Origin of the sequence: Microbacterium sp. EST19A (assembly GCF_019969685.1) — a bacterium.
GTDB lineage: Bacteria > Actinomycetota > Actinomycetes > Actinomycetales > Microbacteriaceae > Microbacterium.
Genome location: NZ_JAHXYZ010000001.1, coordinates 1,881,753 through 1,908,184, shown reverse-complemented (window position 1 = coordinate 1,908,184; position 26,432 = coordinate 1,881,753). Strand labels below are relative to the sequence as shown.

Genomic DNA, 26,432 nt, shown 5'->3' with positions numbered 1-26,432 from the left:
GGCGCGGGTCCACGAGACTCATGCCAACCGGCATCCGCCACCCTTCTCCCGACGACCGGTCACAGCCCGGTCGAGCTAAGGATCCGCCCTCATGAGCATTCTCCGTGCGCGCACGTCACGCGTCGCTCTCTCGGCCTCGGCCGGGCTCGCGACCGTCATCCTCCTCGCCGCCTGTTCGCCCGCCGCCGAACCCGAGTCGAGCGGTGACGCCGGCTTCGAGGGCGTCGAGCTGACGGTCTGGAACAACATCGACTTCGACCCGTACCAGACGCTGCAGAAGGAGTACTTCGAGGCCTGCGCCGCCGACCTCGGCATCAAGGTCGAGGTCGAGACGCTGTCCGGCGACTACACCACCAGCCTGCTGCAGGCGGCGAGCTCCAAGTCGCTTCCCGACATCGCGCTGCTCAGCACCGACACGCAGCTGCCGCAGCTCGCCGAGCAGGGCGTGCTGGCCGACCTGGGTGAGCTGGGCCTGGACACCGAGGGACTCGCCGACTCCGTCGCCGACCTCGGTCAGTACGACGGCACGCTCTACGCGCTGCCGGTGCAGGTCGAGGACTACTCCGTCTTCTACAACAAGGAGATCTTCGACGCCGCCGGGATCACCGAGCTCCCCACCACGTTCGACGAGCTCGTCGAGGTGGCCAAGGCCACCACGACCGCCGACCACTACGGCATCGCGCTCCCCGGCATCGCCGGCGACGGCTCGACCTCCTCGTACTTCCTTCCGTTCCTGCTGAGCGCCGGCGGCGACCCGGCCGAGGTCACCAGCGACGGCGCGGCCGCGGCGATCGACCTGTACAAGACCCTCGTCGCCGACGGCAGCCTCTCGAAGGAGTTCGTGAACTGGGGCTGGGACGGCATCGACCAGTGGACGTCCGGCAAGGCGGCGATCACCGTCTCCGGGCCGTGGAACCTCGTCGACACGAGCCTCGGATTCGAGTACGGCACGTTCCCGATCCCGGCCGGCTCGAGCGCCGATGAGAGCAGCGTCGGCCTTCTCGGCTACGGCTACGGCGTCGCCGTGCAGGGCGACGAGAAGCGCGAGAAGGCGGCCGCCGCTCTCGTCGAGTGCCGCGCCTCGGAGGAGAATCAGATCGACACCGCGGTGCAGGGCGGCTACGTGCCGGCGCTGACCTCCGCGCAGGATGCCTTCGTCGCCGAGGTCCCCGCGGCCGAGGCCTTCGTCACCCCCGTCGAGAACGCCTTCAACCCGGCATCCCTCGGCACCGAGTGGAACGCGCTGCAGCAGAAGTACGTCGACGCCCTGCAGAACGCGACCGTCAACGGCGTGAGCGCCGAGGAAGCGTTGAGCAAGGCCGATCAGGGCTGATGACCGCAGTCACTGCGGCGCCGAAGCGACCGGAGACCGCCGTCTCCGGTCGCTTCGGCCTGACCCTCGTGCGGCGACGCAAAGTGGAGCTGTGGGCCTTCCTCGTGCCCGCCATCCTCTTCTTCGCCGTCTTCTTCCTCTTCCCGCTCGGGTACGGCGTGTTCATGAGCACGACGGACTTCACGACCGGCACGTTCATCACCGGCGAGGCGCCCTTCGTGGGCCTGCAGAACTTCGCCGACATCTTCCGCGCTGACGCGACCGGCATCGCGATCGTGAACACGCTCACGATCACCGTGGTCGCGGTCACCGCCGAGCTCGTGCTCGGGTTCGGTCTCGCGCTCCTGTTCACGCGTCGCTTTCCCGGGAGCCGCTGGCTCCCCGCGCTCATCCTGATCCCCTGGCTGCTGCCGGCCGTCGTGGTCGCGACGATCTGGAAGTCGCTGCTCGCCGGAGACGGCGCGGTCAACGACATCCTCCGCACTCTCGGCCTGCCGACGAACGCGTGGTTGGCCGATCCCGCGACCGCGCTCGCGTGCGTGATCGTCGTCGCGGTGTGGGCGAGCCTGCCGTACTGGTCGACGATCCTCGCGGCCGCGCTCAAGCAGGTCCCCGAGGAGCATCTCGAGGCGGCTGCCCTCGATGGAGCCGGTGCAGGCAAGCGGCTGTGGCACATCGTCATCCCGAGCATCTGGCCGGTGATCTCGGTGCTGGTCGTGATGAGCGTGGTGTTCAACCTGCTCATCGTCGACCTGGTGCTCGCTCTCACGCAGGGCGGTCCCGCGAACAGCACCATGACCCTCGGTGTGCTGTCGTACCGCGCGGCCTTCAGCACGTTCGAATTCGGCCAGGCGGGCGCCTACGGCATGCTCCTGCTGATCATCAGTCTCGGATTCGCGATCGTGTACACCTGGCTGTCGGCGCGACGGGAGCGTGCGGAACGATGACCGCGCACACGCCGCGTCGTCACCGCGGCTGGTTCTGGACGCTGCTCACCGTCGCGATCCTGATCGTCTATCTGTTCCCGGTGTACTGGATGCTGTCGGCATCCCTCCAGCCGGGTGCGAACTCGACCGACACCGAGTGGTTCCCCTCGAACGCCGCGCTCGACGGGTATGCCGATGCCTTCGAGAACGGCGGGCTCGAGGGGCTGCGGGTCAGTCTCGTCACGGCGTTCGGCTCGGTGCTGCTCACTCTCGTCGTGGCCGTCCCGGCCGCGTACTCGCTGAGCAGACTCCGGTCCCGTGCGGTGAGTCTGGGCCTCGTGCTCCTGCTGCTCGCGCAGATGATCCCGAGCATCGTGCTGGCGAACTCGTTCTACGCGATGTTCAACACGTGGGGCGTGCTCAACAGCTACGTGGGACTGATCCTGGCCAACTCGACCGCGGGCATCCCGTTCGCGATCATCCTGCTGCGGTCGTTCATGCTGCGCCTCGACACCGAGGTGATCGAGGCGGCGACGCTCGACGGACTGGGTCCGCTCGGCGCCCTGCGTCGGATCGTCGTGCCGCTGTCGCGCAACGCGATCATCACGGCCGGGGTCTTCACGTTCCTGTTCTCGTGGGGCGACCTGCTGTTCGGGCTGACGCTGGTCACGAAGACCGACATGTACCCGGTGACGGTGTTCATCTACGCGCTCGCGAACTCGAACCTGAACACCTGGGCCGCGACCATGGCGGCGTCGCTGATCGCGAGCCTTCCGGCACTGGTGCTGGTGCTGGCGGCGCAGCGCTACGTCAAGGAGGGCGTCATCACCGGCAGCGGGCGCTAGCGCCGGGTCGTGCGCCGACTCAGGCCACCTCGAACCCGGCGGTCAGCAGCACCTCGTCCCGCGACGACGGTCCGACGAGCAGCTCGAACGCCCCCGGCTCGACGACACGGATGCCGGCGGCATCCACGATCGTGCAGTCCGCGACCGGCAGCTCCAGTCGCACCCGCGCCGACTCCCCCGGCTCGATGTCGACCTGGCGGTAGGTCTTGAGCTCCTTGTCGGTCCAGCTCACGCTGGTCACGGCATCCCGCACGTACACCTGCACGGTCTCGCGCACCGGACGCTCCCCCGTGTTCGTCACGGTGATGTGCCCGACGATCGTGTCGTCCGCTCCCAACGCGGTCGACTCGAGCGCGAGGTCGGAGTACTCGACCGTCGTGTACGACCGTCCCTCCCCGAACGCCCAGGCCGGCGCCTGGGTGAGGTCGGCGTAGCGGTCGCCGTGCTGCCCGCGGATCTGGTTGTAATAGGTCGGCTGCTGGCCGACATGGCGCGCGAACGAGATCGGCAGACGCCCCGAGGGCTCGACGGCTCCGGAGATGATCTCGGCGAGCGCGCGCCCGCCCTGCATCCCCGGGTTCGCCGCCCAGATCACGGCGGCCGCCTGCTGCACGGATGCCGGCAGCACGAGCGGCTTCGACGCGAGCAGGACCACGACCACGGGCTTGCCCGTCGCGATCACCGCGTCGAGCAGCGCGTTCTGTCCGCCGATGAGCTCGAGCGTGGCGGTCGAGCGTCCCTCGCCGACGAGTTCGATGCGGTCTCCCACCACGGCCACGACCACGTCGGAGTCGGATGCCGCGGCGACGGCCTCGGCGATCAGCGCCTCATCCGGAGCCGACGGCTTCACCACCGGCGGGCGCGGCTGATGGTCGGGGAAGAACGCGCCCTGCGGGTCCTCCTCGAGCGTGAGGATCTCGGCCCCACGGGCGTGGGAGACGCTCCAGCCGTCGATGCGCTCCAGCCCGTCGCGCACGGTCGTGATCATCTCGCGCGGCTGGCCGTCGAGCCAGCCGGCCTGTCCCGAGCCGCCGGCCCAGTCGCCGAGCTGCGTCTGCGCGTCGTCGGCGAGCGGTCCGACGACCGCGACCCGCAGCGGAGCCGTCGCGTCGAGCGGCAGCACGCCGTCGTTCTCGAGCAGCACGATCGAGCGGCGTGCCGTCTCGAGGTTGAGGTCCGCGTGCGCGGCGCTGCCGACGACGGCATCCAGTTCCGCCCGCGGGAGACGCGGGTCCTCGAAGAGCCCCAGCTCGAACTTCAGCGTGAGGATCCGTGCGGCTGCGGCATCGAACGCGTCCTCGGGGAGGAGCCCCTGCACCACGGCATCCAGCGCGCCCTCGAAGAAGCCGGGCGTGGTCATGATCATGTCGTTGCCGGCGCTCGTCGCTGCGGCCGCAGCGTGCGCGATGTCGGGCTGGATGCGCTGCTCCCAGACCATGCGGCCGACGTTGTCCCAGTCGGTGATGAGCGTGCCGGTGTAGCCCCACTCCCCGCGCAGCACATCGCTGAGCAGCCACTCGTTGGTCGTGATCGGCACGCCGTCCATGGTCTGGTAGCCGAGCATGAACACGCGGCATCCCTCCTTCGCCACGCGCTCGAACGGCGGCAGGAACCACGAGCGCAGCTTGCGGCGCGAGATGTCGGCCTCGCTGGCGTCGCGCCCGCCCTGCGTCTCGGAGTACCCGGCGAAGTGCTTGGCCGTCGCGAGGATCGCGGTCGGGTCGTCCAGGCCGTCGCCCTGGTAGCCGCGCACCATGGCACTGGCGAGCTCGCCGATGAGGAACGGATCCTCGCCGAACGTCTCGCTCACCCGGCCCCAGCGCAGATCGCGCGAGATGCAGAGCACCGGCGAGAACGTCCAGTGGATGCCGGTGGCGGCGACCTCTTCGGCGGTGGCACGGGCGACGCGCTCGAGCAGTCCGGCATCCCAGGACGCGGCCATCCCGAGCTGGGTCGGGTAGATCGTCGCGCCGGGCCAGAACGAGTGGCCGTGGATGCAGTCCTCGGCCACGAGCAGGGGGATCTGCAGCCGCGTCCGGGCGGTCAGCTCGTTCGCCCGCAGGATGCGCTCGGGCGAGGTGTGCAGGATCGACCCCGCCTGCCGGCGCAGGATGTGGTCGTCGAGATCGTCGCGGGCGTCGAGCTGCAGCATCTGCCCGATCTTCTCCTCCACCGTCATGCGGCCGAGGAGATCGGCGACGCGGTCCGGGATCGAGAGGTCGGGGTTCTGGTACGGCAGGGACGTGGTCAGAGTCTGAGAGGTCATCACTTCGAGTTCTGTGTGTTCGTGGTCTTCGACGACGTCGTCGTCGAGGCCGTGGTCTTCTTCGGGGAGGTCGGGATGCTGCGGACCGCGGTGACCGCGTCGTTCACATTCAGCCCCTTCTTCTTCATGGCCCTGGCCCGCTCACCGGCGGACCGCAGGCGCGGGTTGACGTACTCGTCGATGCCGAAGTTGATCAGCGAGAGTGCGACGCCGAGGAGGGCGATGCAGAGCCCCGCGGGCACGTACCACCACCAGTAGTTCGGGAAGGCGCCGTTCTGCTGCGCCCAGTACAGGATCGTGCCCCAGTTGAGGTTCGTGATGGGGATGACGCCGATGAACGCGAGCGTCGTCAGCCCGAGCACCGCCGCGGTCACCGTGCCGACGAAGCTCGAGGCGATGATCGCCATGAGGTTCGGCAGCATCTCGACGAAGATGATGCGCCGGAGCGGCTCGCCGTTCGCCCGCGCGGCCTGGATGAAGTCGCGGTTGCGCAGCGACATCGTCTGGGCGCGCATCACGCGGGCGCCCCACGCCCACCCGGTGAGGGCGAGCACGGCGGCGATCAGCACGAGCGGCGGGTTCTCGAACTGCGAGGCCACGATGATGATCAGCGGCAGTCCGGGGATCACCAGGAACACGTTCGTCAGGGCCGAGAGCGACTCGCTGCGCCAGCCTCGGGTGTACCCCGAGACGACGCCCATGATCACGGCGATGAAGGTGCCCATGATGCCGGCGAGGAAGCCGACGATGAGCACACCGCGGGTGCCGTAGATGATCTGGCTGAGGATGTCCTCGCCCATGTGGGTCGTGCCGAGCAGGTGGGTCCACGACGGCGCCTGCCGGAGGGCCGTGTAGTCCTTCTCCAAGGGGCCGTAAGGGGCGAGCAGGTCGCTGAACAGCGCGACGAGCACGAAGACGCCGAGGATGATGAGACCCGCGAGAGACTTGCGGTTGCGGAACATCGCGAACGACGCACCGAGCTGCGACCAGAAGGTCTTCTCGGCGGGCGGCTTCACGGCCGGCGCCCGGAGCGTGGCCGTCTCCGGCATCCCGGTGTGCGCGGCGACGTCGTCCGCCGACGCGGCGGCGTTCTCTGCTGAGGGGGAAAGGGTCATCTCAGGCCTCCGACTGCCGAGTGCGCGGATCCAGCACCGCATAGGCGATGTCGGCGAGGATGTTGGCGAGCAGGACCGCCATCGTGATGATGAGGAATAGCCCCTGCATGAGCGGGTAGTCCTTCGCGGTCGTGGCGTCGAGCAGCAGCTTGCCGACCCCCGGGTAGGAGAACACCATCTCCATCACGATCGTGCCGCCGACGATGAAGCCGATCGACAGCGCGAAGCTGGAGAGCTGCGGCAGCACGGCGTTGCGCGCCGCGTAGCGCCACAGCACCCGGCTGTTCGGCATGCCCTTCGCCTGAGCGACGGTGATGTAGTCCTCGTCGAGCACGGTCAGCATCATGTTGCGCATGCCGAGGATCCAGCCGCCGAGCGACGCGATGACGATGGTCAGCACCGGCAGAGTGCCGTGCGCGATCACCTGGCCGATGAAGTCGAGTGTGAACTCGGGGCTCGATCCCTTGTCGTAGGCGTGGGATGCCGGGAACCAGCCGAGGGTCGTCGAGAGCACGGCGATCGCGATGAGTCCGAGCCAGAAGTACGGCACGGTGCTGAAGAACGTCGAGATCGGCACGATGACGTCGGCACGGCTGCCGCGGCGCCATCCGATGATCGCACCGCCCGCCGTGCCGATCAGGAACGAGAGGACCGTCGCGACGCCGACCAGACCGACGGTCCAGGGCAGCGCCCCGGCGATGACCTCGCCGACGGGCGCGAGACCGTTCGAGAACGACCGGCCGAGATCGCCGGAGAACAGCAGCTGCCAGTAGTCGAGGTACTGCTGCCAGACGGTGGTGTTCTGATCGAGCCCGAAGAGGATGCGCAGCGCACGCTCCGCCTCGGGACTGATCTGCCCGGCGTTCTTCTGCATGTACGCGGTGACCGGGTCGCCCTTGAGCATGCGGGGCAGGAAGAAGTTGATCGTGATCGCGGCCCACGCCGTGAACAGGTAGAACGCGACGCGGCTGGCGATGAACCGGACGGGGATTCTCATGCGTCTCCTCCGAACGGCTGCCGCGCCGGTGCGGCGAAGTGCTTCTCCGGATCGGGCGAGGCTGCGCGCAGCTCGCGGGTGTACGGATGCTGGGGGTTCAGGATGACGTCGTCGGCGATGCCGTGCTCGACGACCTTGCCGTGGTGGAGCACCATGATCTCGTCGCTGAAGTGGCGGGCGGTGGCGAGGTCGTGCGTGATGTACAGCACGCCCAGGCCCTCCTCGCGCTGCAGATCGGCGAGCAGCGTCAGCACGCCGAGTCGGATCGACACGTCGAGCATCGACACCGGCTCGTCGGCCACGAGCAGCGACGGGCGGGATGCCAGGGCCCGAGCGATCGCGACCCGCTGGCGCTGACCTCCGGAGAGTTCGTGCGGACGGCGATCGATCACGGCATCCGCGTCGAGGCGCACCTTCTCGAGGAGTCGACGCACCTCGGACTCGACCTGGTCGCTCGGCACGACGGCGTCGAGTCGCAACGGGCGCTCCACGTGATAGCGGATCGAGTGGGCCGGGTTGAGCGAGGCGAACGGGTCCTGGAAGACCATGCGCAGCTGCTGCCGATAGCGGCGGAGCCCTCGGCCGCGGCGCGGGATGGGCTTGCCGTCGAGCAGCACGCTTCCCGAGGTCGGCGTCTCGAGCTGGGTCAGGATCTTCGCGATCGTGGACTTGCCGCTGCCGGACTGCCCGACCAGGGCGATCGTCTGCCGATCGCGCAACGTGAAGCTGACGTCGTCGAGCGCGAGCAGGGGTGCGGAACCCCGCACGCGGTAGCGCTTGGAGACGTTCTGGAACTCGAGGAGCGTCATCGGACCAGCACTCCCCGCTCGCCGGTGAGGCGCGGGAACGAGGCGAGCAGCTTCTTCGTGTAGTCGTGCTGCGGGCGCTCCCAGAGGTCTCGGGCGGTGGCGAGCTCGATGATCTCTCCCTCGCGCATCACGGCGATGCGGTCGCTGATCTCGAGCAGGAGCGGAAGGTCGTGGGTGATGAAGATCACCGAGAAGCCGAACTCGTGGCGGAGCTGCGAGATCTGGCGGAGGATCTCGCGCTGCACCAGCACGTCGAGGGCGGTGGTCGGCTCGTCCATCACCATCAGCTGGGGGCGCAGCGCGAGCGCCATGGCGATCATGACGCGCTGGCGCATGCCGCCGGAGAGCTCGTGGGGGTAGGAGCGGATGCGCTCCTTGCCGACCGCGACGAGCTCGAGCAGCTCCTCGGCGGCGGCCCGACGCTCGCGGCGGCTGAGGTCGGGGCGGTGCACCTCGAACACGTCCTCGAGCTGGGCACCGATCGTCGCGACCGGGTTGAGGGCGTTCATCGCCCCCTGGAAGACCATCGACACCTTGTCCCAGCGGAAGCGCTGCATCGCATCGGTGTCGAGTGCGTTGATGTCGACGTCGACGCCGGAGGCATCGTGGAACGTCACGCTGCCGCTCGTGATGACAGCCGGCGCACGGAGCAGGCGCTGCACGCCGTAGGCGAGCGTCGTCTTGCCGCATCCGCTCTCCCCGGCGAGGCCGAGGATCTCGCCGCGCTGCAGCTCGAGCGTCACGTTCTTCACCGCCTCGACGGGCGGTTCGACGTCGTACACGACCGAGAAGTCGCGCACGCTGAGAAGGGGGTCAGGCATGGGGTATCGCTTTCGTGGGGCGGCGGGGTGTTTCGTCTCGCTTCGCTCGCTCAACGACCGGGGCTGGTGTGCCCCGGTCGTTGAGCGAGGAGCGAAGCGACGAGACGAAACGTCTACTCGGCCGGCTTCAGCTTGGTCAGGATCAGCGGCACGGTGACCTGCGTGGGGTCAGCCGTCGCGTACTGGTCCTTCTCGCCCGGCCACCCGACGTAGCCCCGCGTGTTGTACTCGCCGAGCACGGGGTGCGTGCCGACCGGGATCACCGGAACATCTTCCACGAAGATCTTCTGGACCTGTTCGATCGCGGCGGTGCGCTCCTCGTCGCTGGCGGACGTCGCGTAGGTGTTCAGCAGCTCGGTCGCCTCCGCGTTCTCGTAGCGGCCGAAGTTGAAGTCCACGTCAGCGCCCGCGAGCAGCCAGCGTCCGTCCATCGTGTCGGAGTAGAGGTCGTACGGCGTGGTGCCGCCGTCGGTCCAGTGCATGATGGCGTCGAAGTCGCCGCTGCGCTTGTTGGCCCACCACGTGTCGGCGTCCGGGGTGTCGACCTTCGCGTCGGCGCCGAGGGTCTCCTTGACCTGGTCGGCGATGAGGCTGATGCCGGTGACGTAGTCGTTCCAGCCCTGCGGCACCTGCAGCGTGAACGCGACGGGCTCGCCGTCGGGGTCGATCAGCGCGTCGCCGTCCCACGTGTAGCCGGCGTCCTCGAGGATCTTGCGGGCGCCCTCGACGTCGATCGAGAACTCCTCGCCCTTGTACTCGTCGGCGATGTACTGCTCACCGACGGGGGTCGGCAGACCGGTCACCGACGTGAGCTCGGGTCCGGCCTTCTCGCGGGCGATCTCGGTGTGCGCCGCACGGTCGATGACCATGTTCACGGCCTGGCGGAACGCGAGGTCGTTGAAGGGCTTCTGCTGGTGGTTGAGGAACAGCACGTCGGGCGAGAGCGTGTTGGCGGCCCAGAAGACGTTGTGCTCCGGGTCCTTGTCGACGAATGCGCCCTGCACGTCGGGGATGAAGGCCTGCGCCCAGTCGGCGTCGCCGTTGGCGAGGGCCGTGGTGAGCGCCGTGTTGTCGTTGTACGAGATGTAGTACAGCGTGGGCACGGCGAGGTCGCCGCCCCAGTAGTCGTCGCGCGCCTGGAGGGTGACCGACTGGCTGCTGAACTTCTCGAGCGTGTACGGACCGGTGCCGACCGGGTCGGGAGCGACCTCGGTGGTCGGGTCGGCGATGTCCTTCCAGATGTGCTCGGGCACCATCGGGATGTGCAGCACCTGCGCCTGCTTGACGAACTTCGACTCGGCGAAGGTCAGCACGACGTTGTCGCCGTCCTTCACGATGTCGGTGAGCTGGATGTTGCCGGTGTCGAACGCGGGGGTGTCACGGATCATCTCGTAGGAGAAGACGACGTCGTCGGCGGTGAACTCCTCGCCGTCGCTCCAGGTGACGCCCTTGCGCGGGGTCACGGTGAGCTGCGTGTAGTCGTCGCTCCACTCGACCTTCTCGGCGAGCCACGGGGTCGTCTCGTTGTCGCCGACGGCGTTGACCATCGCCAGCGGTTCGAAGATGACGTTCTTGTAGCCGAGCCGGTTCGCCGAGGAGTCGCCGACCCAGGGGTTGTTCGACTCGGTGGTGATCGCGCCGTCGGGCTTGGCGATCGTGAGTGCGGGCGACTCTCCGGAGCCGCCGCCGTCGTTCGAACCGCCGCCGGCTGCGCACCCGGCGAGGACCGAGGTGCTGAGGGCGGCGATAGCCGCGACGGCGATCAGAGATCTTCTGAGCTTCATTGCTTCTCCTTGGCACGGTCATTGTGCTGTGTGGGGGACATTCACTTACTGTCGAGAAAGTAAGTATTGGTGAGGTTACCCACTGGTAAGTAAGATGGCAAGTGCGAGCCCGGCGGAAGGGGGTCAGGATGACGGAAGAGACGCGAGTCCGTCCGACGACCCGTGCGAAGAGGGAGCAGATCCTCAAGTCCGCCGTCGAGATCTTCGGCAACAAGGGGTCGACGAACGGAACCCTCGCCGATGTCGCCGAACAGGTCGGCATCACGCATGCCGGCGTGCTGCACCACTTCGGCTCCAAACAGAAGCTGCTGCTCGAGGTCCTCTCCTACCGCGACCAGGCCGATGTGGCCGAGCTCGCGAAGAAGCACATACCCGGCGGCCCCGAGCTGTTCCTGCACCTCGTGCGCACGGCCTTCGCGAACGAGAAGCGCCCCGGCATCGTCCAGGCGTACACGGTGCTCTCCTCCGAGTCGGTGACCGACGACCACCCCGGCCGCGAGTACTTCGAGGAGCGCTACACGACGCTGCGCCGAGAGGTGAACGCCGCGTTCCACGAGCTCTGCGCGCAGGAGGGCGTCGCCGATCCGCAGAGCATCGCCGCAGCATCCGCCGCCATCCTCGCGGTCATGGACGGGCTGCAGCTGCAGTGGCTCCTGCATCCCGATGCCATCGAGCTCGGCGCCGCCAGCGAGTACGCGATCCGCGCCATCGTCAACGGCGTGCTGCACCCGGGCCCCGCGCTGGAGACGTACGCCCGCGAGTAGGCTCGGGCCATGACGATCGACCTCGAAGCGCTCTACATCGACCTGCACCAGCATCCGGAACTCTCGTTCCAGGAGACGCGCACCGCCGGCATCGCCGCCGCGCACCTGCGCGAGCTGGGTCTCGAGGTCGAGGAGGGCGTCGGGGTCACCGGCGTCGTCGGGGTTCTCGAGAACGGCGACGGTCCGGTCGTCTGGGTGCGCGCCGACATGGATGCCCTGCCCGTCGAGGAGCAGACCGGCCTGGCATACGCGAGCACGGCGAAGGGCGTAGACCCCTCAGGCAACACCGTCCCGGTGATGCATGCCTGCGGGCACGACATGCACGTCACCGCGATGATCGGCGCCGTCGAGAAGCTGGTCGCCGAGCGGGCCGACTGGACGGGCACGCTCGTCGTGCTGATCCAGCCGGCCGAGGAGTACGGCGCCGGTGCACGCGCGATGCTCGACGACGGCATCCTCAGCCGCTACCCGAAGCCCGACGTGGTGCTCGGCCAGCACGTCACCCCGCTCCCCGCCGGCATCATCGGCGTGCGCAGCGGCACCCAGATGGCGGCATCCGACGGGCTCACCGTGATCCTGCACGGCCGCGGCGGCCACGGCTCGCGACCGCACTCCACGATCGATCCGATCGTCATGGCCGCGGCCACCGTGATGCGCCTGCAGACCATCGCCTCCCGCGAGATCGACCCGCAGGGTGTCGGCGTCGTGACCGTGGGCTCGATCCACGCCGGCCTGAAGAACAACATCATCCCGGCCGAGGCGACGCTCGAACTGAGCCTGCGCTACCCGAACGAGGAGGCCCGCGAGAAGGTGCTCGCGAGCGTCGAGCGCATCGTGCGCGCCGAGGCGCTGGCCTCCGGCGCCGAGCGCGAGCCCGAGATCCACACCCTCCACACGCTGCCCGCCACGATCAACGACGAGGATGCCACGGCGCGGGTGACCGCAGCGCTGCAGCGTGCGCTGGGCGAGGCCGCCGTCATCGACCCGGGGATGTTCACCGGCAGCGAGGACGTCTCGTGGTTCGCCCGAGACGCCGGAGTGCCCCTGGTCTTCTGGTTCTGGGGCGGCGTCGACCCGACGCGGTTCGCCGAGGCCGCCGCGGCCGGGCGCCTCGACAAGGAGATCCCGACGAACCACTCGCCGTTCTACGCGCCGGAGATCCACCCGACCCTCGAGGTCGGCGTGACGGCTCTGTCGTCGGCGGCGCGCGAGTTCCTCGGCTGAGCTTTCGAATCGCGCAAGTGGTCGGTATCCGGGTCGAATACCGACCATTCAGGCGATTCGAAGAGCGAGGGCGACCCTAGCTCGGCGCTCCCGGCACGCACCCCGGCGGCTCGGAGTTGCCACTGATCGTGAAGTCGCCGCACGTGAGGAACAGCTCCTGGTTCATGCCGAGCAGGAACGCGGCGACCCCGATGATCGCGACGGCCACGACGACGAGCACCCGCCTGCCGCGGGGAATGTCTTCGCCGAACTCCGGCCACATGACGCGTGCGAGCACCCAGATCGTCGCCGGCACACCCAGCAGTGCCACGAGCAGCGCGAGCAGGTCGAGCGCGACCGTCAGCAGGTCGTCGCTCTCGAGGAACAGGAACGACAGCGCCAGCCAGAGCGACGGCACCAAGAGGGCGAGCGCCTTGAGCACCCGGGGCCGGCCTCGCGGCTGGAACAGCACCACCAGGAGCGCGCCGGTGGATGCCGCCCACACGGTGAGCAGCTGATCGAAGAAGAAGGTCCCCCACGCGCCCAGCGTGAACGCCGGCCACCACACCGCGACGCTCATGCCCACGATGACCACGCCCGTCGCACGGGTGGACGCGCGCGAATCGCTCCGCGGCGCGGCGATCTGTGCCCCGTCGTCTGTCATGTCGCTCCTATCGCCGTGCGGAGGGAGTCCGCGTCGGTGTCGAGCAGTCGCCGCTCCCGCTCCGGCGGACTGTGCGGGTGATGTGACATGGCGCCATGATCCCAGCGCACCCATGGCCGTGCAAGCGGGCGGGCTACGCCAGCACGCCCTGACCAGGCACCTGGGCGTTGCGTTCCGCGGCGTCGCGGGCGATCTCGAGGGCAGCCGCGAACGGCGCATCTCCATCGAGCCCGGTCAGCAGCCCGCCGAAGAAGGAGTCGCCGCTGCCCGCGGGGAAGCGGCCGACGGCGCGCGGCGGCGCGAGGTGATGGAGCTCGCCGGCGTACAGCGCCATGCCGCCGCGCACGCCGTCGGTCACCACCGCATCGACCCCGAACTCTCCGTGCAACACGGTGCAGGCCGACGCCGCGTCGGGCATCTCGCGGCCGAGCAGCTCGGAGGCTTCGGCGCGGTTCACCTTGACGAGGTCGCTCTGCGGAGCGAGCTGTGCGAGTGCCGCTCCCGAGGTGTCGACGGCGATGCGGGAACCTCGCGCACGCATCTCGGCGAGCACCGCCGCGAGCTCGATCGGAGGAACGCCCGGAGGAACGCTGCCCGACACCGCCGTCCAGCGCGCCGCGCGAGCCGTGCGCACCGTGTCGGCGAAGTGCGCCCACTCGTCCGGCGCGAATCCGGTCGCGGGCTCGTAGACGTCCGTGCTCGAGGCCCCGCCGTCGGACTCGACCAGCGCGAGGCACGTGCGCGTCTCCGCGGCGAGCGCGACCACGGTCGTCGGCAGGTCGGCGGCCTCGAGTCGGCGGCGAATCCACTCCCCGTTCGCACCGCCGAGGGCCACCGTCGCCCGCACGTCGGCTCCCAGTTCGCGCGCGACTCGGGCGGCGTTCAGCGCCTTCCCTCCGGCGACCCTCGTCGTGCGCGATGGCCGATTGATCTCACCGGGCACCAGAGCATCCAGTTCGTACGTCACGTCGACCGCGGGCGACAGGGCGAGCATCGAGATCACGGCCGTCGCTCCCAGGGGCGGACGACGCCGAGGATGCGCGGTGTGCCGTCGGCGAGCACCTCGAGCGCGGCATCCGACACCTCCTGCGGGGTGTGCCACCGCGTCGATCCGCCGTCGTCGACCCAGCCGAGCAGCAGCACGTCGGGCGCGACCACGGGTTCGATTCCGTGCGCCGGATCGGCCGCCGCGCTCGTCCGCACGAGCACGACGCGTCCGTCGACCGCGGCTGCCACCCGCGGGAGGGTCTGGACGGTGACCGCGGGCTCGTAGACGATCGCCGCCGTCCACCGCGCGGCGCCGAGCGCCGCGTCGAGGGCGGGGAGGTCGTGGGCGTCGACATGCAGACCGTTGACGCCTGCAGGCGAATGCCGCCGACGGCTGAGTCCGGTCACCGCCGCACCGCGCTCCACCAGAGCGGATGCCGCGGGTGCGAGGATTCCGGATGCGCCGACGACGAGAACCGAGGTCATGCGCTCCAACCTAGAACGCCTGCGGGCCGACCGGTGCCCCCGACTTCCCCTGGAGGAAGTCGAGGTCGAGCCCTTCGTCGGCCTGCGTCACATGCTCGATGTACAGCCGGGTCCAGCCGCGCTCGCTGTTCGGCACGACCGGAGGGGTCCAGCCGGCGCGACGGGCTTCGAGCTCCTCATCGGAGACGTTCATGTGCAGCGAGCGACCCGCGACGTCGAGCGTCACGGTGTCTCCGGTGCGGATGAAGGCCAGGGGCCCGCCGGCCGCCGCCTCCGGCACGACGTGCAGCACGACCGTGCCGTAGGACGTGCCGCTCATCCGGGCATCCGAGATCCGGACCATGTCGGTCACGCCCGCCTCGAGGATCTTCCGCGGCAGCGCGAGGTTGCCCACCTCCGGCATCCCGGGGTAGCCCTTCGGTCCGACGTTGCGCACGACGAGGATGTCGTCGGGCGTCACATCGAGATCCGGATCCTCGGCATCGACGAGGTACGCCTGCAGCGAGTCCCAGACGAGCGCTCGACCGGTATGCTGCATGAGCTCGGGAGCCGCGGCCGACTGCTTGATCACGGCGCCGCGCGGGGCGAGGTTGCCCTTGAGCACCGCGATGCCGGAGCCGACCGGCTTCACCGGGTTGTCGAGCGGACGGATGACCTCGCGGTTGAAGACCTCGGCCCCCGCGTAGTTCTCACCGAGGGTCGCCCCCGTGACGGTGAGCGTGTCGCGGTGCAGCAGATCGCCGAGCGTCTCGGCGAAGCCGGCGGTGCCGCCCGCGTACTCGAAGTCCTCCATGAGGAAGCGCCCGCTCGGCATCAGGTCGGCGAGCACCGGGATGTCGCGCACGAGCGTGTCGAAGTCGTCGATCGTGAGCTCGACGCCGACCCGACGGGCGAGCGCGAGCAGGTGGATCACGGCGTTCGTCGAACCCCCGAGCGCCGCATTCGCCCGCACGCCGTTCTCGAACGCCTTGCGGGTCAGGATCTTGGAGGGACGCAGATCCTCGGCGACCATCTCCACGATGCGTCGACCCGCGAGGTGCGCGGCGGTCGCGCGACGCGAGTCGTTGGCCGGGAGGGATGCCGTGCCCGGCAGCTGCATGCCCATGTACTCCGAGATGCAGGCGAGCGTCGACGCCGTGCCCATGGTCTGGCAGTGCCCCTGGCTGCGGGCCATGCAGCCCTCGGCCTCGGTGATCGCCGTGTCGTCGATGAGCCCGGCGCGATACGCCTCGGTGAACTTCCACACCGAGGTGCCGGAGCCGATGTCGGTGCCCCGGTGCTTGCCGTTCAGCATCGGCCCGCCCGTGATGAGCAGCGCGGGAAGATCGACGGATGCCGCGCCCATCAGGTACGCGGGCGTGGTCTTGTCGCAGCCCGCGAGCAGCACGACACCGTCGAGCGGGTTCGACCGCAGGGTCTCCTCGAGGTCCATCGCCATGAGGTTGCGGAGCAGCATCGCGGTCGGACGCACGATGGGCTCGCCGGCCGACGTGGTCGGGAACTCGAACGGCACTCCGCCGGCCTGCCAGATGCCGCGCTTGACGTGCTCGGCGAGCGCGCGGAGGTGGATGTTGCAACTGGTCAGCTCGCTCCACGAGTTCGCGATGCCGATGATCGGACGCCCGCGGAACGAGTCGTCCGGCAGCCCCTCGCTGCGCAGCCACGAGCGGTGCATGAACCCGGTCTTGCCCTCGGCCCCGAACCACTGCTGACTGCGCAGACCCGTGCCCCACTCGTGCTCGCCCTGTGGAGCGAACTTCTCGAACGGCTCCTGCGTCGAGCCGATGTTCTGGGCGCTCATGCGAACCTCGGAAGGTGCCGGGCCTGCGCGGCGATGAGATCGTCGGTGAGGGCGGTGGCGCGGTCGGCGTCGAAGATCGCCCCGTCGGCGATCATGGCCTCGACGACCAGGTCGCGGTTTCCGGTGAGCGCGGCCTCGACCGCCAGGTCGACCGAGGTGAGCCGTCGGGCGAGGATCGCCGTGAGCGGCTTGCCGAGGTCAGGGACCGCGATCGGACGGATACCGCGAGCCGTGGCCACACCGGGGATCTCGACGGCCGACCACTCCGGCAGCCCCGGGACCGAGCCGTTGTTCACGACATTGCAGCTGAACATCTCACGGGAGTCGAAGGTGATCGAGCGGATGATCGCGATCAGCTGCTCCTGCTCGCCGCCGGAGCGCTCGAAGATCGACTGGTCGAGGGGCTCTTCGCCGAGCGCCTGGCGCTTCATGCCCTGGTACCGGTTCTCGCCCCACTCCAGGATCTCGGGGAGGCTGAACGCGTCGATGCCGAGCTTCTTGCCGTAGTAGTCGCCGCTCTGGAACCGCTCGGGGAAGAACTCCACGACGTGCCGGTCACCGGCGGCGGCGAAGGCGCCGTAGCGCTCGAACAGCTCCCAGGCGAACGGGTTGTGCCACGCCGTCGGCTTCTCGTAGAAGATGTTGCCGATGTCGGCGGGGTCGGGCGCCTCGGCGAGCTCCGTGCGCACGCGCTCACGGATCAGCGGCCAGGCGTCCTGCCCTTTCCAGCGGAAGTCGTAGATGAAGGTCAGGTGGTTGATGCCCGCGTACAGCGTCGAGGTCTCGTCGAACGGTGCGTCGATGAGCTGCGCGAGCTCGCGCTGGATGTGGTGCATGCCGTGGCAGAGGCCGACGACCTCGAGCCCGGTCTCCTGGTGGATGGCCTGCACGTTGGCCGTCATCGGGTTGGAGTAGTTGAAGAAGAACGCGTCGGGCGCGAGTTCGGCGACGTCGTGGGCGATGTCGACCAGGACAGGCGTCGTGCGCAGCAGCCGCGAGATCCCTCCGGGCATGATCGAGTCACCCACCGGCTGGTAGATCCCGTGCTTCTGCACGATCTCGTGGTCGAGCTGCCAGGCGGGCCGACCGCCGACACCGACGCAGGTGACGATGAAGTCTGCCCACGGAAGCACCTGACGTCGGTCGGTGGATCGCACGATCCGGATGCTGTCCTCGACGCCGCGGGCGGCGACCATGGCCTCCGCGAGGTCGGCGGCGACGTCGAGCGCCACGGCATCCACATCGACGAGACGGATCTCCCATGCCCCGAGATCCTCGGCGCTGATCAGGTCGGCGAGCAGGCCGCGCGTGAAGACGGCGGATCCGGCCCCGATGAGGACGAGGACGCGGCGGTCGGTGGTGGTCATCGTTGAGTTCCGATCAGTGCGAGGGCGGGCGAGCTCAGGCCGTGAGACGGGAGCGGTGGACGAAGCGGTTGCGGAGCTCGCCGATGCCCTCGACACCGGCCGTGACGACCTCGTCGTGCTGAAGGTAGCGCGGCGGGGTGCGGAAGGCACCCGCCCCGGCGGGCGTGCCGGTGAGGATCAGGTCACCGGGCTCGAGCGTGACGCCGTCGCTGACGAACGCGAGGATGGTGGGCACGTCGAAGATCATCTCGGCCGTGTCGTCTTCCTGCAACAGCTCGCCGTCGACCTCGGCGTAGATGCGGTGGCCCGCAGGATCGCCGAACTCGTCGGGTGTGACCAGCTCCGGTCCCAGCGGCGTGAAGGTGTCGAAGGACTTTCCGCGGGTCCACTGCACGTCACCGAACTGCACGTCTCGGGCCGACACGTCGTTCGCGACGGTGTACGCGGCGACGTCGTCGAGCGCGGCGGGGGTGTCGCCACCGCAGCGGCGACCGATGAGGAGGGCGAGCTCCGCCTCGAAGTCGACGCCCTGCGTGAGGTGGTCCGGCACCACGACGTCTGCCGTGGGGCCGGTGATCGAGGTCGCGTACTTCGCGAAGGTGAGCGGACGCTCGGGCTGGGTGAAGCCGGTCTCCGTCGTGTGGTCCACGTAGTTTAGGCCCACGGCGATGATCTTGCCGGCGCCGGCGACCGGGGCGAGCAGCTCGAGATCGCCGAGGTCGACCACGGTCCAGCCTGCGGAGGTTCCGGATCGCCCGCTCTCCAGAGCGGCGAGGGCGTCGTCGGGGTGCGACGCCGGCGCGAGCCGGGACTGACCGGCATCCGTGATGACGATGCGCGGGCTGCCGTCGACGAGGGCTCTGGCGATTCTCATGCTTCTCCTTCGAAAGGTCGTGGAAGCAATGTTGTCACAAACACCCACAAATGAGCAAGAATAAGCAAATGCATTCAGAGATCATCATCGAAGTGGGCGGGAACCGTGCGCTCGCAGGTCGCGCCTCGCTGGCGCAGGGGGTCTACGGCACCCGCGGAAACCTCGAGCTCGTCGCCTGCGATGCGACCGATGGGCTCTGGGTGTTCTGGTTCAACGCCGACGATGCCGACGATCCGCTCGACACGCCGGAGGTGCCCCCCGGTCACTGGAGCGCCGGTCTCGCCTTCGCCTCCGGGTCGCGCTACCGCGACGCGCAGATCGTGCAGTCGACCCTCGGGCCCGATCACCTCGAGGTGCTCGCACTGACCGACGCCGGTGTGTTGGAGAGCTGGTACTGGTCACCGGGTCCGGGCTTCCAGCGGCGAGGCACGGATGCGGCGGCATCCGTCCGACGATTCCGGCTCGCGCATCGCGACGGCATCCTGACGGCGGATGTCGAGCGCGAGGACGGGACGACCGCCGTCCTCGCATCCGGCGTCGAGCACTACCCCCAGCGGATCTGGGCGGCGGTAGAGGGCACCGCCGTCGTGCGCGACCCCCGCGCGGAGGAGATGCTGCGCGCCCACGGCATCCGCGACGTGGTCGAGGGCACCGCCCGCGCAGCCCGCTCGACGCGCGACGGCGGCACGACCGAGCTCACCTGGCGCGACCGCCGCGGCATCCGCCATCTCGGCATCCGCGACTGATCCGCGGACTCTCTACGACCGGATGCCGCGGCGCCCGGCCGCGCCGCGCCGCGGGCGTGCGAGGAGGGTGGCCACGACACCGAACGCGGCGAACCCGAGGGGCACCCAGAGCGCCGAGCGGTAGGTGTCGATCTCCGAGTGTCCGGCATCCGCGGCGATCGTGAGCACCGCGCTCGTGGCGGCGAGACCGAAGGCGGCGCCGAACTGGAAGAACGTGTACAGGATGCCGCTCGTGAGGCCCTGATCGCGATCTGCGACCCCGTCGGTGGCCGCGATGGTGAGCGGTCCGTACGCGAAGGTGAAGGCGAGCCCGAGCACGAGGAAGCTCGGGAACATCAGCGCGTACGTCCAGTCCGGTGCGACCGGCAGGAACAGTGCGTACGAGAGCGCGGCGAGCGCGAGGCCGCCGATCGCCACGGGCCAGGTGCCGAAGCGCGCGACCATCCGCGGCGTGACGGTCGGAGCGAGGATCGCGTCGATCGCGAGCACCACCATCGCGAGGGCCGTCTGCAGGGCCGACCAGCCCCGCAGCTCCTGAAGGTACAGCACCACGATGAACTGGAAGCCCATGAACCCGGCCGCGAGCGATCCTGCGCCGAGGTACGCCCGCAGCAGCGCACGCGAGCGGAGGAACTCGGTCGGAATCAGCGGAGCTGCGGCGGTCCGCTGCCGGACGCCGAACAGCACGAGGGAGACGATCGCCCCGACGGCCGCGGCGATCACCAGGGGACCGGCGCCGTGCGAGAGTTGCTCGACGGCGAGCACCGTCAGCACGATGCCCGCGGTGAGCAGCATCGCACCCAGCACGTCGAAGGGCGTGCGCTCCCGGTCGGCCGCATCACGCGGGATGAGCGCGAGCCCGCTGGCGAGGATGAGGATGCCGAGCACGACCGGCGCGAAGAAGACCCACCGCCAGCCGAAGGCCGTGAGCAGTCCACCGGCGACGAGGCCGAGCGAGAACCCGGCGGCGCCGATCCCGGCGTAGATCAGCACGGCACGGTTGCGCGCAGCGCCCTCCGCGAAACCCGTCGTGATGATGGAGAGTCCCGTCGGCATCATGAACGCGGCGGCGATGCCGGTCGCGAACCGGGCGATGATCAGCATCCACCCCGCGTCCGCGAAGCCGCCCGCCATCGAGAACGCGATGAACACGGCGAGGGCGGTGAGGAACACCCGGCGGCGGCCGAAGCGGTCGCCGACGCGACCGCCGAGGATCATGAACCCGCCGTATGCGACGACGTAGCCGCCGAGAACCCATTGCAGCTGCGTGGTCTCGAGTGCGAGGTCAGCGCGGATGACGGGCAGCGCCACGTTGAACATCGCGATGTCGATGCCTTCGAGGAACGCCGCTCCGCAGAGGGTGATCAGCAGCAGGATGCCGGTTCCCCGCAGACGGATGCCGGATGACGCGGTCTCGGTGGTCGTGCTCACAGTGCCCTCGGTTCCTCGGTTACTTCTTGTGCGTAACAGCATCGTGCGTCATCATGAGGGCATGACGGAAGTACGCACTTCGGAATACGCAGGTTCCTGCGAAGTAACCGACATGCCGAACGACCCGTTCCAGTGGGACTCGCGCGAGGACTGCGAGGTCCGCCAGATCCTGGACCGGATCGCCGACAAGTGGTCGCTGCTGGTGATGGCGCTGCTCGAGAACCGCACGATGCGGTTCACCGAGCTGCTGAAGACGGTCGACGGAGTGAGTCAGCGGATGCTCACCGTCACGCTGCGTCAGCTCGAGCGCGACGGCCTCGTGTCGCGCACGGTGTTCCCGGTGATCCCGCCGCACGTCGAGTACTCGCTCACGGATCTCGGCCGCAGCCTCAACACGACGGTGACCGCGCTCGTCACCTGGACCGAGTCGCACCAGTCCGACATCGCGGCATCCCGCGCCCGGTACGACGAGGCCGTCGCGGGCTGACGCGCGCTGCGGACGCGTCTCTCGGATCGGATGCCGCAGCCAGGCGCCGCGCAGACGCGCGGGCTAGTTCACGCGGTGGATCATCGTGTTCGCGAACTGGTAGCGGTAGCCCGCGTCCTTCACAGCCTGGTCGTGACGGGGGCTCTGCCCGTAGGACGAGCCGTGCAGCCACACGAACGCGGGAGCCTCCTGGCCGGTCACGGCCTCGAGCTGCGCCTTCGACTCGACGACCTCGCGCCGGATGTCGTCATCGGACAGCGTCGTGTCGAAGCCCTCGTGGTGCGCGGTGTGCGGGAAGACGACGTGCCGCTGCGAGACCTCGGCGACCTCGTCCCAGCTCATCGCGATGCGGCCGCCCTTCGTGTCCTCCTCGACCAGCGAGATCCAGTGCGCGCGGGCGAAGGCTTCCTGGTGCTCCGGGTCGCAGTCGACGAACGACGTCGCGATCGGGAACCAGCCGGTCAGGCCGTACTGGTCGCAGAGCGGAGCGGCGACCGAGATCGAGTTGCGGTACCCCTCGTAGAACACCGGGATGAGGCCCGGCTTGTCCTTATGCCAGGTGCCCGTCTCGAACAGCCGGTCGAGGTCGTCGAGAGTGACCGGCGCGTAGTCGCGGGCGAATCCGGCGAGCTCCTTCTCGAGCTCGTCGCGCGCCCCGCGCGGGGTCGAGTGGTAGTTGACGACGCGGATGAAGTGGCCGTTGGCCAGCTGCTCGCGCTGCACATCGAAGGAGGGCTTGGTCATGAGAGGGTTCCTTCCCCGGTCAGTGCGGGATCGATCGGATCGGATGCCGCGGGCACGACAGGGTCGGATGCCGAGGCACCGACGACCGCGGGCGCCGTCTCATCGGTGATCGGCGTCGCTCCCGGCGCGAAGTGCGTGTAGGCGAGAACCTGCATCGCGGTGATGACGGCCCCCTCGTCGTCGACGCGCGCGAACGGCACCAGAGCGTCGCGGTACCGGTCGAGCACGGCGAGGAACGCGGTGCCCTCGGCACGCTGCGCATCGGATGCGGCGGCGGGGATCGGGCCGCGCTCGTCGGCGAGTCCGAGGACCATCGGGATCCCCTCCCGCTCGAGGCGGCGGTCATGGCAGGCGCGCATGAGACCGACGATGTCGCCGGCTTCGAGCAGCGCCGCAGCGCTCGGCTCACCGTCGTGCGACGACGGCCCCTGGACGGTTGCGGACATGGGTTCCTACCTCTCCGGGTCGGTGGGTACGGGGGATGAGATCACGTCGAGCAGCTGCGCGACCTCGGCGGCGATGGCATCGCGCGCAGCGGCCAGCGCCCGGCGCGGATCGACCCGGTCGCCGAGTTCGCTCCGCAGCGCGTTCGTGTATGCCGCCGACAGCTGGGTGCCGACGTTGACCTTGCGGATGCCGGCCGCCACGGCCGCGCGGATGCCATCGGCACCGACGCCGGACGAGCCGTGCAGCACGAGCGGCACGGGCACGGCTGCGGCGAGACGCTCGATCAGCGCGATGTCGAGCTCCGCGGTCTGGCTGGTCATCGCGTGCGAGGAGCCGACCGCGACGGCGAGAGCGTCGACCCCGGTCGCGGCGACGAACGCCGCTGCCTCCGCAGGGTCGGTGCGCACACCGGGGGCGTGGGCTCCGTCCTTACCGCCGATCTCGCCGAGCTCCGCCTCGATCCAGAGTCCGAGCTCCTGGCCGCGGGCGGCGACGCGCGCGGTCGCCGCGACGTTCTCGGCGTAGGGCAGCATCGACGCGTCGAACATCGCGGAAGCGAACCCGAGCCCGGCGGACTCCAGGACGAGATCCTCCGACTCGCAGTGGTCGAGGTGCAGCGCGACAGGCACCGAGGCGTCGTCCGCGAGAGCCCGGCAGGCCGCGGCGATCGGTGCGAGACCGCCGTGGAAGCGCACCGCGTTGTGACTGATCGAGAGCAGCACGGGCAGTCCGGCGCGCTCCGCTCCGGCGACGATCCCCTCCGCGTATTCGAGGGTGATGACGTTGAAGGCGGCGATGGAGGGCAGGCTCGCGCCCAGCCCCACCGCCGCGAGGGCGGGTGGGATCAGCATGTCTCGACGGTCACCCCCGCATCGCGCAGGCGCCCGAGCAGCGCGGCATCCGCTCCGTCATCGACGATCAGGCGCGAGATGCCCTCGATCGGGACCAGTCGCGCAGGACCGCGCCGCGCGAGTTTGGAGTGGTCGGCGAGCACGATCAGCTCGCGGGCCGACGAGGCCAGCGACCGGTCGGTCTGCGTCTCGGAGAGGTTCGTCCCGGTCACGCCCATCTCGGCATCCACACCGAAGGCGCCCGTGAACACGCGGTCGATGCCGAACTCGTCGAGCCCGGCGATCGTGAGGTGTCCGAGCAGGCTCATCTCCGAGCGGCGCAGTAGGCCGCCGAGCACGATGATGTCGATGTCGGGGAACTGCGACAGCCGGCTGACGACGCTGAGGCTGTTGGTGAGCACGGTGAGACCGGGGATGCCGCCGAGGAACGGCAGCATCGCCTCGGTCGTCGTTCCACCGGTGATCAGCACGGTCGAGTTCGGCGTGATGTACGCGGATGCCGCGCGGCCGATGCGCTGCTTCTCCTCGGCGAACGCCACCTCGCGCTGCGGGCGCAGGGGCTCCACGTCGTCGTCGACCTGCGCCGCACCGCCGTGCACGCGCTCGACGAGCTTCTTGTCCTGCAGCTCGTTCAGGTCGCGTCGCACGGTCGACGTGCTCACGCCGAGCAGCTTGGCCATCTCGCTGACCGAACCGGCACCGTAGGTGCGGATGTAGTTGAGAAGCTCGCGCTGACGCTTCGGCCCGATCAGGGGCTCAGTAACCGGCTGCACGGTCCACCTCATTCAGCAAGGGCCTGTTCTCGGCCAGTCGGGTCAGGTTCTCGACGACGAGGTCGAGTGTCTGTGCATGATACTGCGGGGCCAGTCCCGCGACGTGGGGGGTGATCAGCGCGCCGGGTTCTGTCCACCACACCGAGTCCGCGCCCAGCGGCTCCTCGTCGAACACGTCGAGGGCGACGCCGCCGATGCGTCCGTCACGCAGCCGGTCCAGAAGTGCCTGCTCGTCGACGATCCCGCCGCGGGCGATGTTGACGACGAAGGCGCCGTGCGGAAGCAGGTCGAGCTGCGCGGGCCCGATGAGTCCGCACGTGAGCTCGGTGAGGGGAACGACCACCACGAGGAAGTCGCTGCGGCGAAGGACCTCGTCGAGACGGTCGATCGGGAAGAGCTCCGCCGGGTCGTCGTCGATGGTCTGACGGCCGGTGTCGAACTTCTCGGTCGCCGCGACGCGAGCGCCCGAACGGCTGACCCCGAGCACGTTCATCCCGAACGTCGTGGCGAGCCGCGAGATCTCGCGGCCGATCCGCCCGTAGCCGACGATGCCCGCTGTCGCTCCCGACAGCTGCCGCGGCGTGAGCGACGCGAGCCGCTCCGCGTTCGAGGGCCAGGAGCGATCCAGACGGTGCCGCGCGATGAGCGGCATCCGATGGGCGAGCTCGAGGATCGACATCAGCGCGTACTCGGCCATCGGCACCGGGGCGATGCCGCCGAGCGTCGCGATCGGCACACCGCTCTCCCACAGCGTCGTCCCCCGCACGTGATCCACACCCGAGGTGTCGAGCTGCACGAGCCGCAGCGCGGGCACGTCGGCGGATGCCGGGAGCCACTCGCTCGTGTGCAGCAGGTCGACGGCGGCGAGGACCTCCGCCGGCGGCGGCGTCTCCGGTGTCATGCGGTGCACCGCGACCTGCGGCATCCGCTTCTGCAGCTCGTCGAACCAGGAATCCGGCAACGGGAGCGAGCAGAGGTACGTCAGTGTCATTTGATCCCGCTCCGGGCGAAGCCCTGCACGAAGTACCGCTGGAAGAAGATGAACAGCAGCACCATCGGCAGCACCGTGATCAGCGCGAGCGCCATGATCGCGTTGTAGTCGGGCGACGTCTGATTCTTGAGATACAGCAGTCCGATCGGAAGGGTGAACAACTGGTTGTCGTTGAGGGCGATCAACGGCCACGCGAAGTCGTTCCAGCTTCCCATGAGCGTGAGCAGGGTGAGCACCGCGATCAGCGGCTTGCACAGCGGCAGCACGACCTGCAGGAAGATGCGGAAGTGCCCGGCTCCGTCGATGCGGGCGGCCTCGATGATCTCGTCGGGGATGCCGATGAAGAACTGCCGCGCGAGGAAGATGCCGAACGCCGCGGCGGCTCCCGGCAGGATCACGCCCCAGTAGGTGCCGAAGATGCCGAGACCGGAGACGAGCTTGAACTGCGCGACCATGATCGCCTGCACGGGGATCATCATCGTCGCGAGGGCGAGGATGAACACCGCGTTGCGTCCGCCGAAGCGGAGGCGGGCGAAGGCGTAGCCGGCGAGCAGGTTCACGAACACGGTGAGCACCGTGACGAACGCCCCGATCACGACCGAGTTGCCGAACCAGTCGACGACCGGCACCCGGTCGAAGACCTTGGCGAAGTTCTCGAGCGTGAGCGTGCTCGGCCAGAGACGCAGACCCGGTTCGAACACCTCGCCGCGCGGCGAGAACGCCACGACGAGCATCCAGTACAGCGGGAAGATCACGACGAGCGAGACGACCGCGGCGATCAGCGTGCGCCAGACGATGCCCTTGCGCGACTGGCTCTGACGACGACGGCGACGACGCTGCACGCGCGCGGCGCCCTTCTCTCCGAGCAGCGCCGCGTCGGCGATCTGCACGACAGTGGTGGTTTCAGCCATGATGCACTC

26 protein-coding genes are annotated in these 26,432 nt (G+C 69.2%); 7 read left to right on the top strand and 19 right to left on the bottom strand.

Features of this window, described 5'->3' with window-relative positions:
- The first annotated feature begins 91 nt into the window (after positions 1 to 91).
- From LC452_RS09445 to LC452_RS09435, 3 genes are read left to right on the top strand one after another with little or no spacing between them, the layout of a single operon-like run.
- Positions 92 to 1,333, top strand: coding sequence for an extracellular solute-binding protein (locus tag LC452_RS09445; protein WP_223624487.1), 1,242 nt, complete (start codon positions 92 to 94; stop codon positions 1,331 to 1,333).
- Positions 1,333 to 2,280 carry a carbohydrate ABC transporter permease gene (locus LC452_RS09440; protein ID WP_223624484.1) on the top strand — a complete coding sequence of 316 codons (948 nt, stop codon included), beginning with the start codon at positions 1,333 to 1,335 and terminating at the stop codon, positions 2,278 to 2,280. The genes LC452_RS09445 and LC452_RS09440 overlap by 1 nt, the downstream gene beginning before the upstream one ends.
- The gene (locus LC452_RS09435; protein ID WP_223624482.1) at positions 2,277 to 3,104 is read left to right on the top strand and encodes a carbohydrate ABC transporter permease; all 828 of its coding nucleotides are present in this window, start codon (positions 2,277 to 2,279) and stop codon (positions 3,102 to 3,104) included. The genes LC452_RS09440 and LC452_RS09435 overlap by 4 nt, the downstream gene beginning before the upstream one ends.
- A 19-nt stretch (positions 3,105 to 3,123) precedes the next feature.
- On the opposite strand, the gene LC452_RS09430 is transcribed toward LC452_RS09435, so the two are convergent.
- From LC452_RS09430 to LC452_RS09405, 6 genes are all read right to left on the bottom strand, one after another.
- Positions 3,124 to 5,370 (bottom strand): glycoside hydrolase family 3 N-terminal domain-containing protein, encoded by a 2,247-nt coding sequence (locus LC452_RS09430; RefSeq protein ID WP_223624480.1) that lies wholly within the window; start codon positions 5,368 to 5,370, stop codon positions 3,124 to 3,126.
- A complete protein-coding gene (locus LC452_RS09425) occupies positions 5,370 to 6,419 on the bottom strand; it encodes an ABC transporter permease (RefSeq protein WP_374197768.1) in 1,050 nt (349 codons plus the stop codon). The genes LC452_RS09430 and LC452_RS09425 overlap by 1 nt, the downstream gene beginning before the upstream one ends.
- A 67-nt stretch (positions 6,420 to 6,486) precedes the next feature.
- Positions 6,487 to 7,482: an ABC transporter permease gene (locus tag LC452_RS09420; protein WP_223624476.1), complete on the bottom strand. Its 996-nt coding sequence runs from the start codon at positions 7,480 to 7,482 to the stop codon at positions 6,487 to 6,489.
- Positions 7,479 to 8,291, bottom strand: a complete 813-nt coding sequence (locus tag LC452_RS09415) for an ABC transporter ATP-binding protein (RefSeq protein ID WP_223624474.1) — start codon at positions 8,289 to 8,291, stop codon at positions 7,479 to 7,481. Before LC452_RS09415 ends, LC452_RS09420 begins: the two co-directional genes overlap by 4 nt.
- Positions 8,288 to 9,112 (bottom strand): ABC transporter ATP-binding protein, encoded by an 825-nt coding sequence (locus tag LC452_RS09410; protein ID WP_223624472.1) that lies wholly within the window; start codon positions 9,110 to 9,112, stop codon positions 8,288 to 8,290. The genes LC452_RS09415 and LC452_RS09410 overlap by 4 nt, the downstream gene beginning before the upstream one ends.
- A 113-nt stretch (positions 9,113 to 9,225) precedes the next feature.
- Entirely contained in the window at positions 9,226 to 10,896 is a 1,671-nt protein-coding gene (locus LC452_RS09405; protein ID WP_223624471.1) for an ABC transporter substrate-binding protein, read from the bottom strand.
- A gap of 128 nt (positions 10,897 to 11,024) precedes the next feature.
- On the opposite strand from LC452_RS09405, the gene LC452_RS09400 reads away from it, so the two are divergent.
- Together LC452_RS09400 and LC452_RS09395 are read left to right on the top strand one after the other, a co-directional pair.
- Positions 11,025 to 11,660 (top strand): TetR/AcrR family transcriptional regulator, encoded by a 636-nt coding sequence (locus LC452_RS09400; RefSeq protein WP_223624470.1) that lies wholly within the window; start codon positions 11,025 to 11,027, stop codon positions 11,658 to 11,660.
- Positions 11,661 to 11,669: 9 nt separating this feature from the next.
- On the top strand, positions 11,670 to 12,884 hold the full coding sequence (locus LC452_RS09395) for an amidohydrolase (protein WP_223624469.1): 1,215 nt from the start codon (positions 11,670 to 11,672) through the stop codon (positions 12,882 to 12,884).
- Positions 12,885 to 12,960: 76 nt separating this feature from the next.
- On the opposite strand, the gene LC452_RS09390 is transcribed toward LC452_RS09395, so the two are convergent.
- From LC452_RS09390 to LC452_RS09365, 6 genes are all read right to left on the bottom strand, one after another.
- Positions 12,961 to 13,527, bottom strand: coding sequence for a hypothetical protein (locus LC452_RS09390; protein WP_223624468.1), 567 nt, complete (start codon positions 13,525 to 13,527; stop codon positions 12,961 to 12,963).
- Positions 13,528 to 13,660: 133 nt separating this feature from the next.
- Positions 13,661 to 14,521, bottom strand: a complete 861-nt coding sequence (locus LC452_RS09385) for a 1-phosphofructokinase family hexose kinase (protein WP_223624727.1) — start codon at positions 14,519 to 14,521, stop codon at positions 13,661 to 13,663.
- Positions 14,522 to 14,526: 5 nt separating this feature from the next.
- Entirely contained in the window at positions 14,527 to 15,000 is a 474-nt protein-coding gene (locus LC452_RS09380) for a hypothetical protein (protein WP_223624467.1), read from the bottom strand.
- A gap of 10 nt (positions 15,001 to 15,010) precedes the next feature.
- Positions 15,011 to 16,801 (bottom strand): IlvD/Edd family dehydratase, encoded by a 1,791-nt coding sequence (locus LC452_RS09375; RefSeq protein ID WP_223624466.1) that lies wholly within the window; start codon positions 16,799 to 16,801, stop codon positions 15,011 to 15,013.
- Entirely contained in the window at positions 16,798 to 18,168 is a 1,371-nt protein-coding gene (locus LC452_RS09370; RefSeq protein ID WP_223624465.1) for a hypothetical protein, read from the bottom strand. The genes LC452_RS09375 and LC452_RS09370 overlap by 4 nt, the downstream gene beginning before the upstream one ends.
- 34 nt (positions 18,169 to 18,202) lie before the next feature.
- A complete protein-coding gene (locus LC452_RS09365) occupies positions 18,203 to 19,042 on the bottom strand; it encodes a fumarylacetoacetate hydrolase family protein (protein ID WP_223624462.1) in 840 nt (279 codons plus the stop codon).
- 68 nt (positions 19,043 to 19,110) lie between these two features.
- Here LC452_RS09365 and LC452_RS09360 point away from each other — a divergent pair, with 68 nt between their 5' ends.
- Positions 19,111 to 19,788 (top strand): hypothetical protein, encoded by a 678-nt coding sequence (locus LC452_RS09360; RefSeq protein ID WP_223624460.1) that lies wholly within the window; start codon positions 19,111 to 19,113, stop codon positions 19,786 to 19,788.
- A 12-nt stretch (positions 19,789 to 19,800) separates the two neighbouring features.
- Here the strand turns inward: LC452_RS09360 and LC452_RS09355 are convergent, their stop codons facing one another.
- A complete protein-coding gene (locus tag LC452_RS09355; RefSeq protein ID WP_223624458.1) occupies positions 19,801 to 21,219 on the bottom strand; it encodes an MFS transporter in 1,419 nt (472 codons plus the stop codon).
- Between the two features lie 112 nt (positions 21,220 to 21,331).
- On the opposite strand from LC452_RS09355, the gene LC452_RS09350 reads away from it, so the two are divergent.
- On the top strand, positions 21,332 to 21,706 hold the full coding sequence (locus tag LC452_RS09350; protein WP_223624456.1) for a helix-turn-helix domain-containing protein: 375 nt from the start codon (positions 21,332 to 21,334) through the stop codon (positions 21,704 to 21,706).
- Between the two features lie 63 nt (positions 21,707 to 21,769).
- On the opposite strand, the gene LC452_RS09345 is transcribed toward LC452_RS09350, so the two are convergent.
- From LC452_RS09345 to LC452_RS09320, 6 genes are read right to left on the bottom strand one after another with little or no spacing between them, the layout of a single operon-like run.
- A complete protein-coding gene (locus tag LC452_RS09345) occupies positions 21,770 to 22,450 on the bottom strand; it encodes a polysaccharide deacetylase family protein (RefSeq protein WP_223624454.1) in 681 nt (226 codons plus the stop codon).
- Positions 22,447 to 22,896 (bottom strand): hypothetical protein, encoded by a 450-nt coding sequence (locus LC452_RS09340; RefSeq protein WP_223624452.1) that lies wholly within the window; start codon positions 22,894 to 22,896, stop codon positions 22,447 to 22,449. Before LC452_RS09340 ends, LC452_RS09345 begins: the two co-directional genes overlap by 4 nt.
- A gap of 6 nt (positions 22,897 to 22,902) precedes the next feature.
- A complete protein-coding gene (locus LC452_RS09335; RefSeq protein ID WP_223624450.1) occupies positions 22,903 to 23,748 on the bottom strand; it encodes a class II fructose-bisphosphate aldolase in 846 nt (281 codons plus the stop codon).
- The gene (locus tag LC452_RS09330) at positions 23,742 to 24,521 is read right to left on the bottom strand and encodes a DeoR/GlpR family DNA-binding transcription regulator (protein WP_223624448.1); all 780 of its coding nucleotides are present in this window, start codon (positions 24,519 to 24,521) and stop codon (positions 23,742 to 23,744) included. Before LC452_RS09330 ends, LC452_RS09335 begins: the two co-directional genes overlap by 7 nt.
- Positions 24,505 to 25,512, bottom strand: a complete 1,008-nt coding sequence (locus LC452_RS09325) for a D-2-hydroxyacid dehydrogenase (protein WP_223624446.1) — start codon at positions 25,510 to 25,512, stop codon at positions 24,505 to 24,507. The genes LC452_RS09330 and LC452_RS09325 overlap by 17 nt, the downstream gene beginning before the upstream one ends.
- Complete coding sequence (locus LC452_RS09320; protein ID WP_223624444.1) at positions 25,509 to 26,423, bottom strand: carbohydrate ABC transporter permease; 915 nt, start codon at positions 26,421 to 26,423, stop codon at positions 25,509 to 25,511. The genes LC452_RS09325 and LC452_RS09320 overlap by 4 nt, the downstream gene beginning before the upstream one ends.
- Between the last annotated feature and the right edge of the window lie 9 nt (positions 26,424 to 26,432).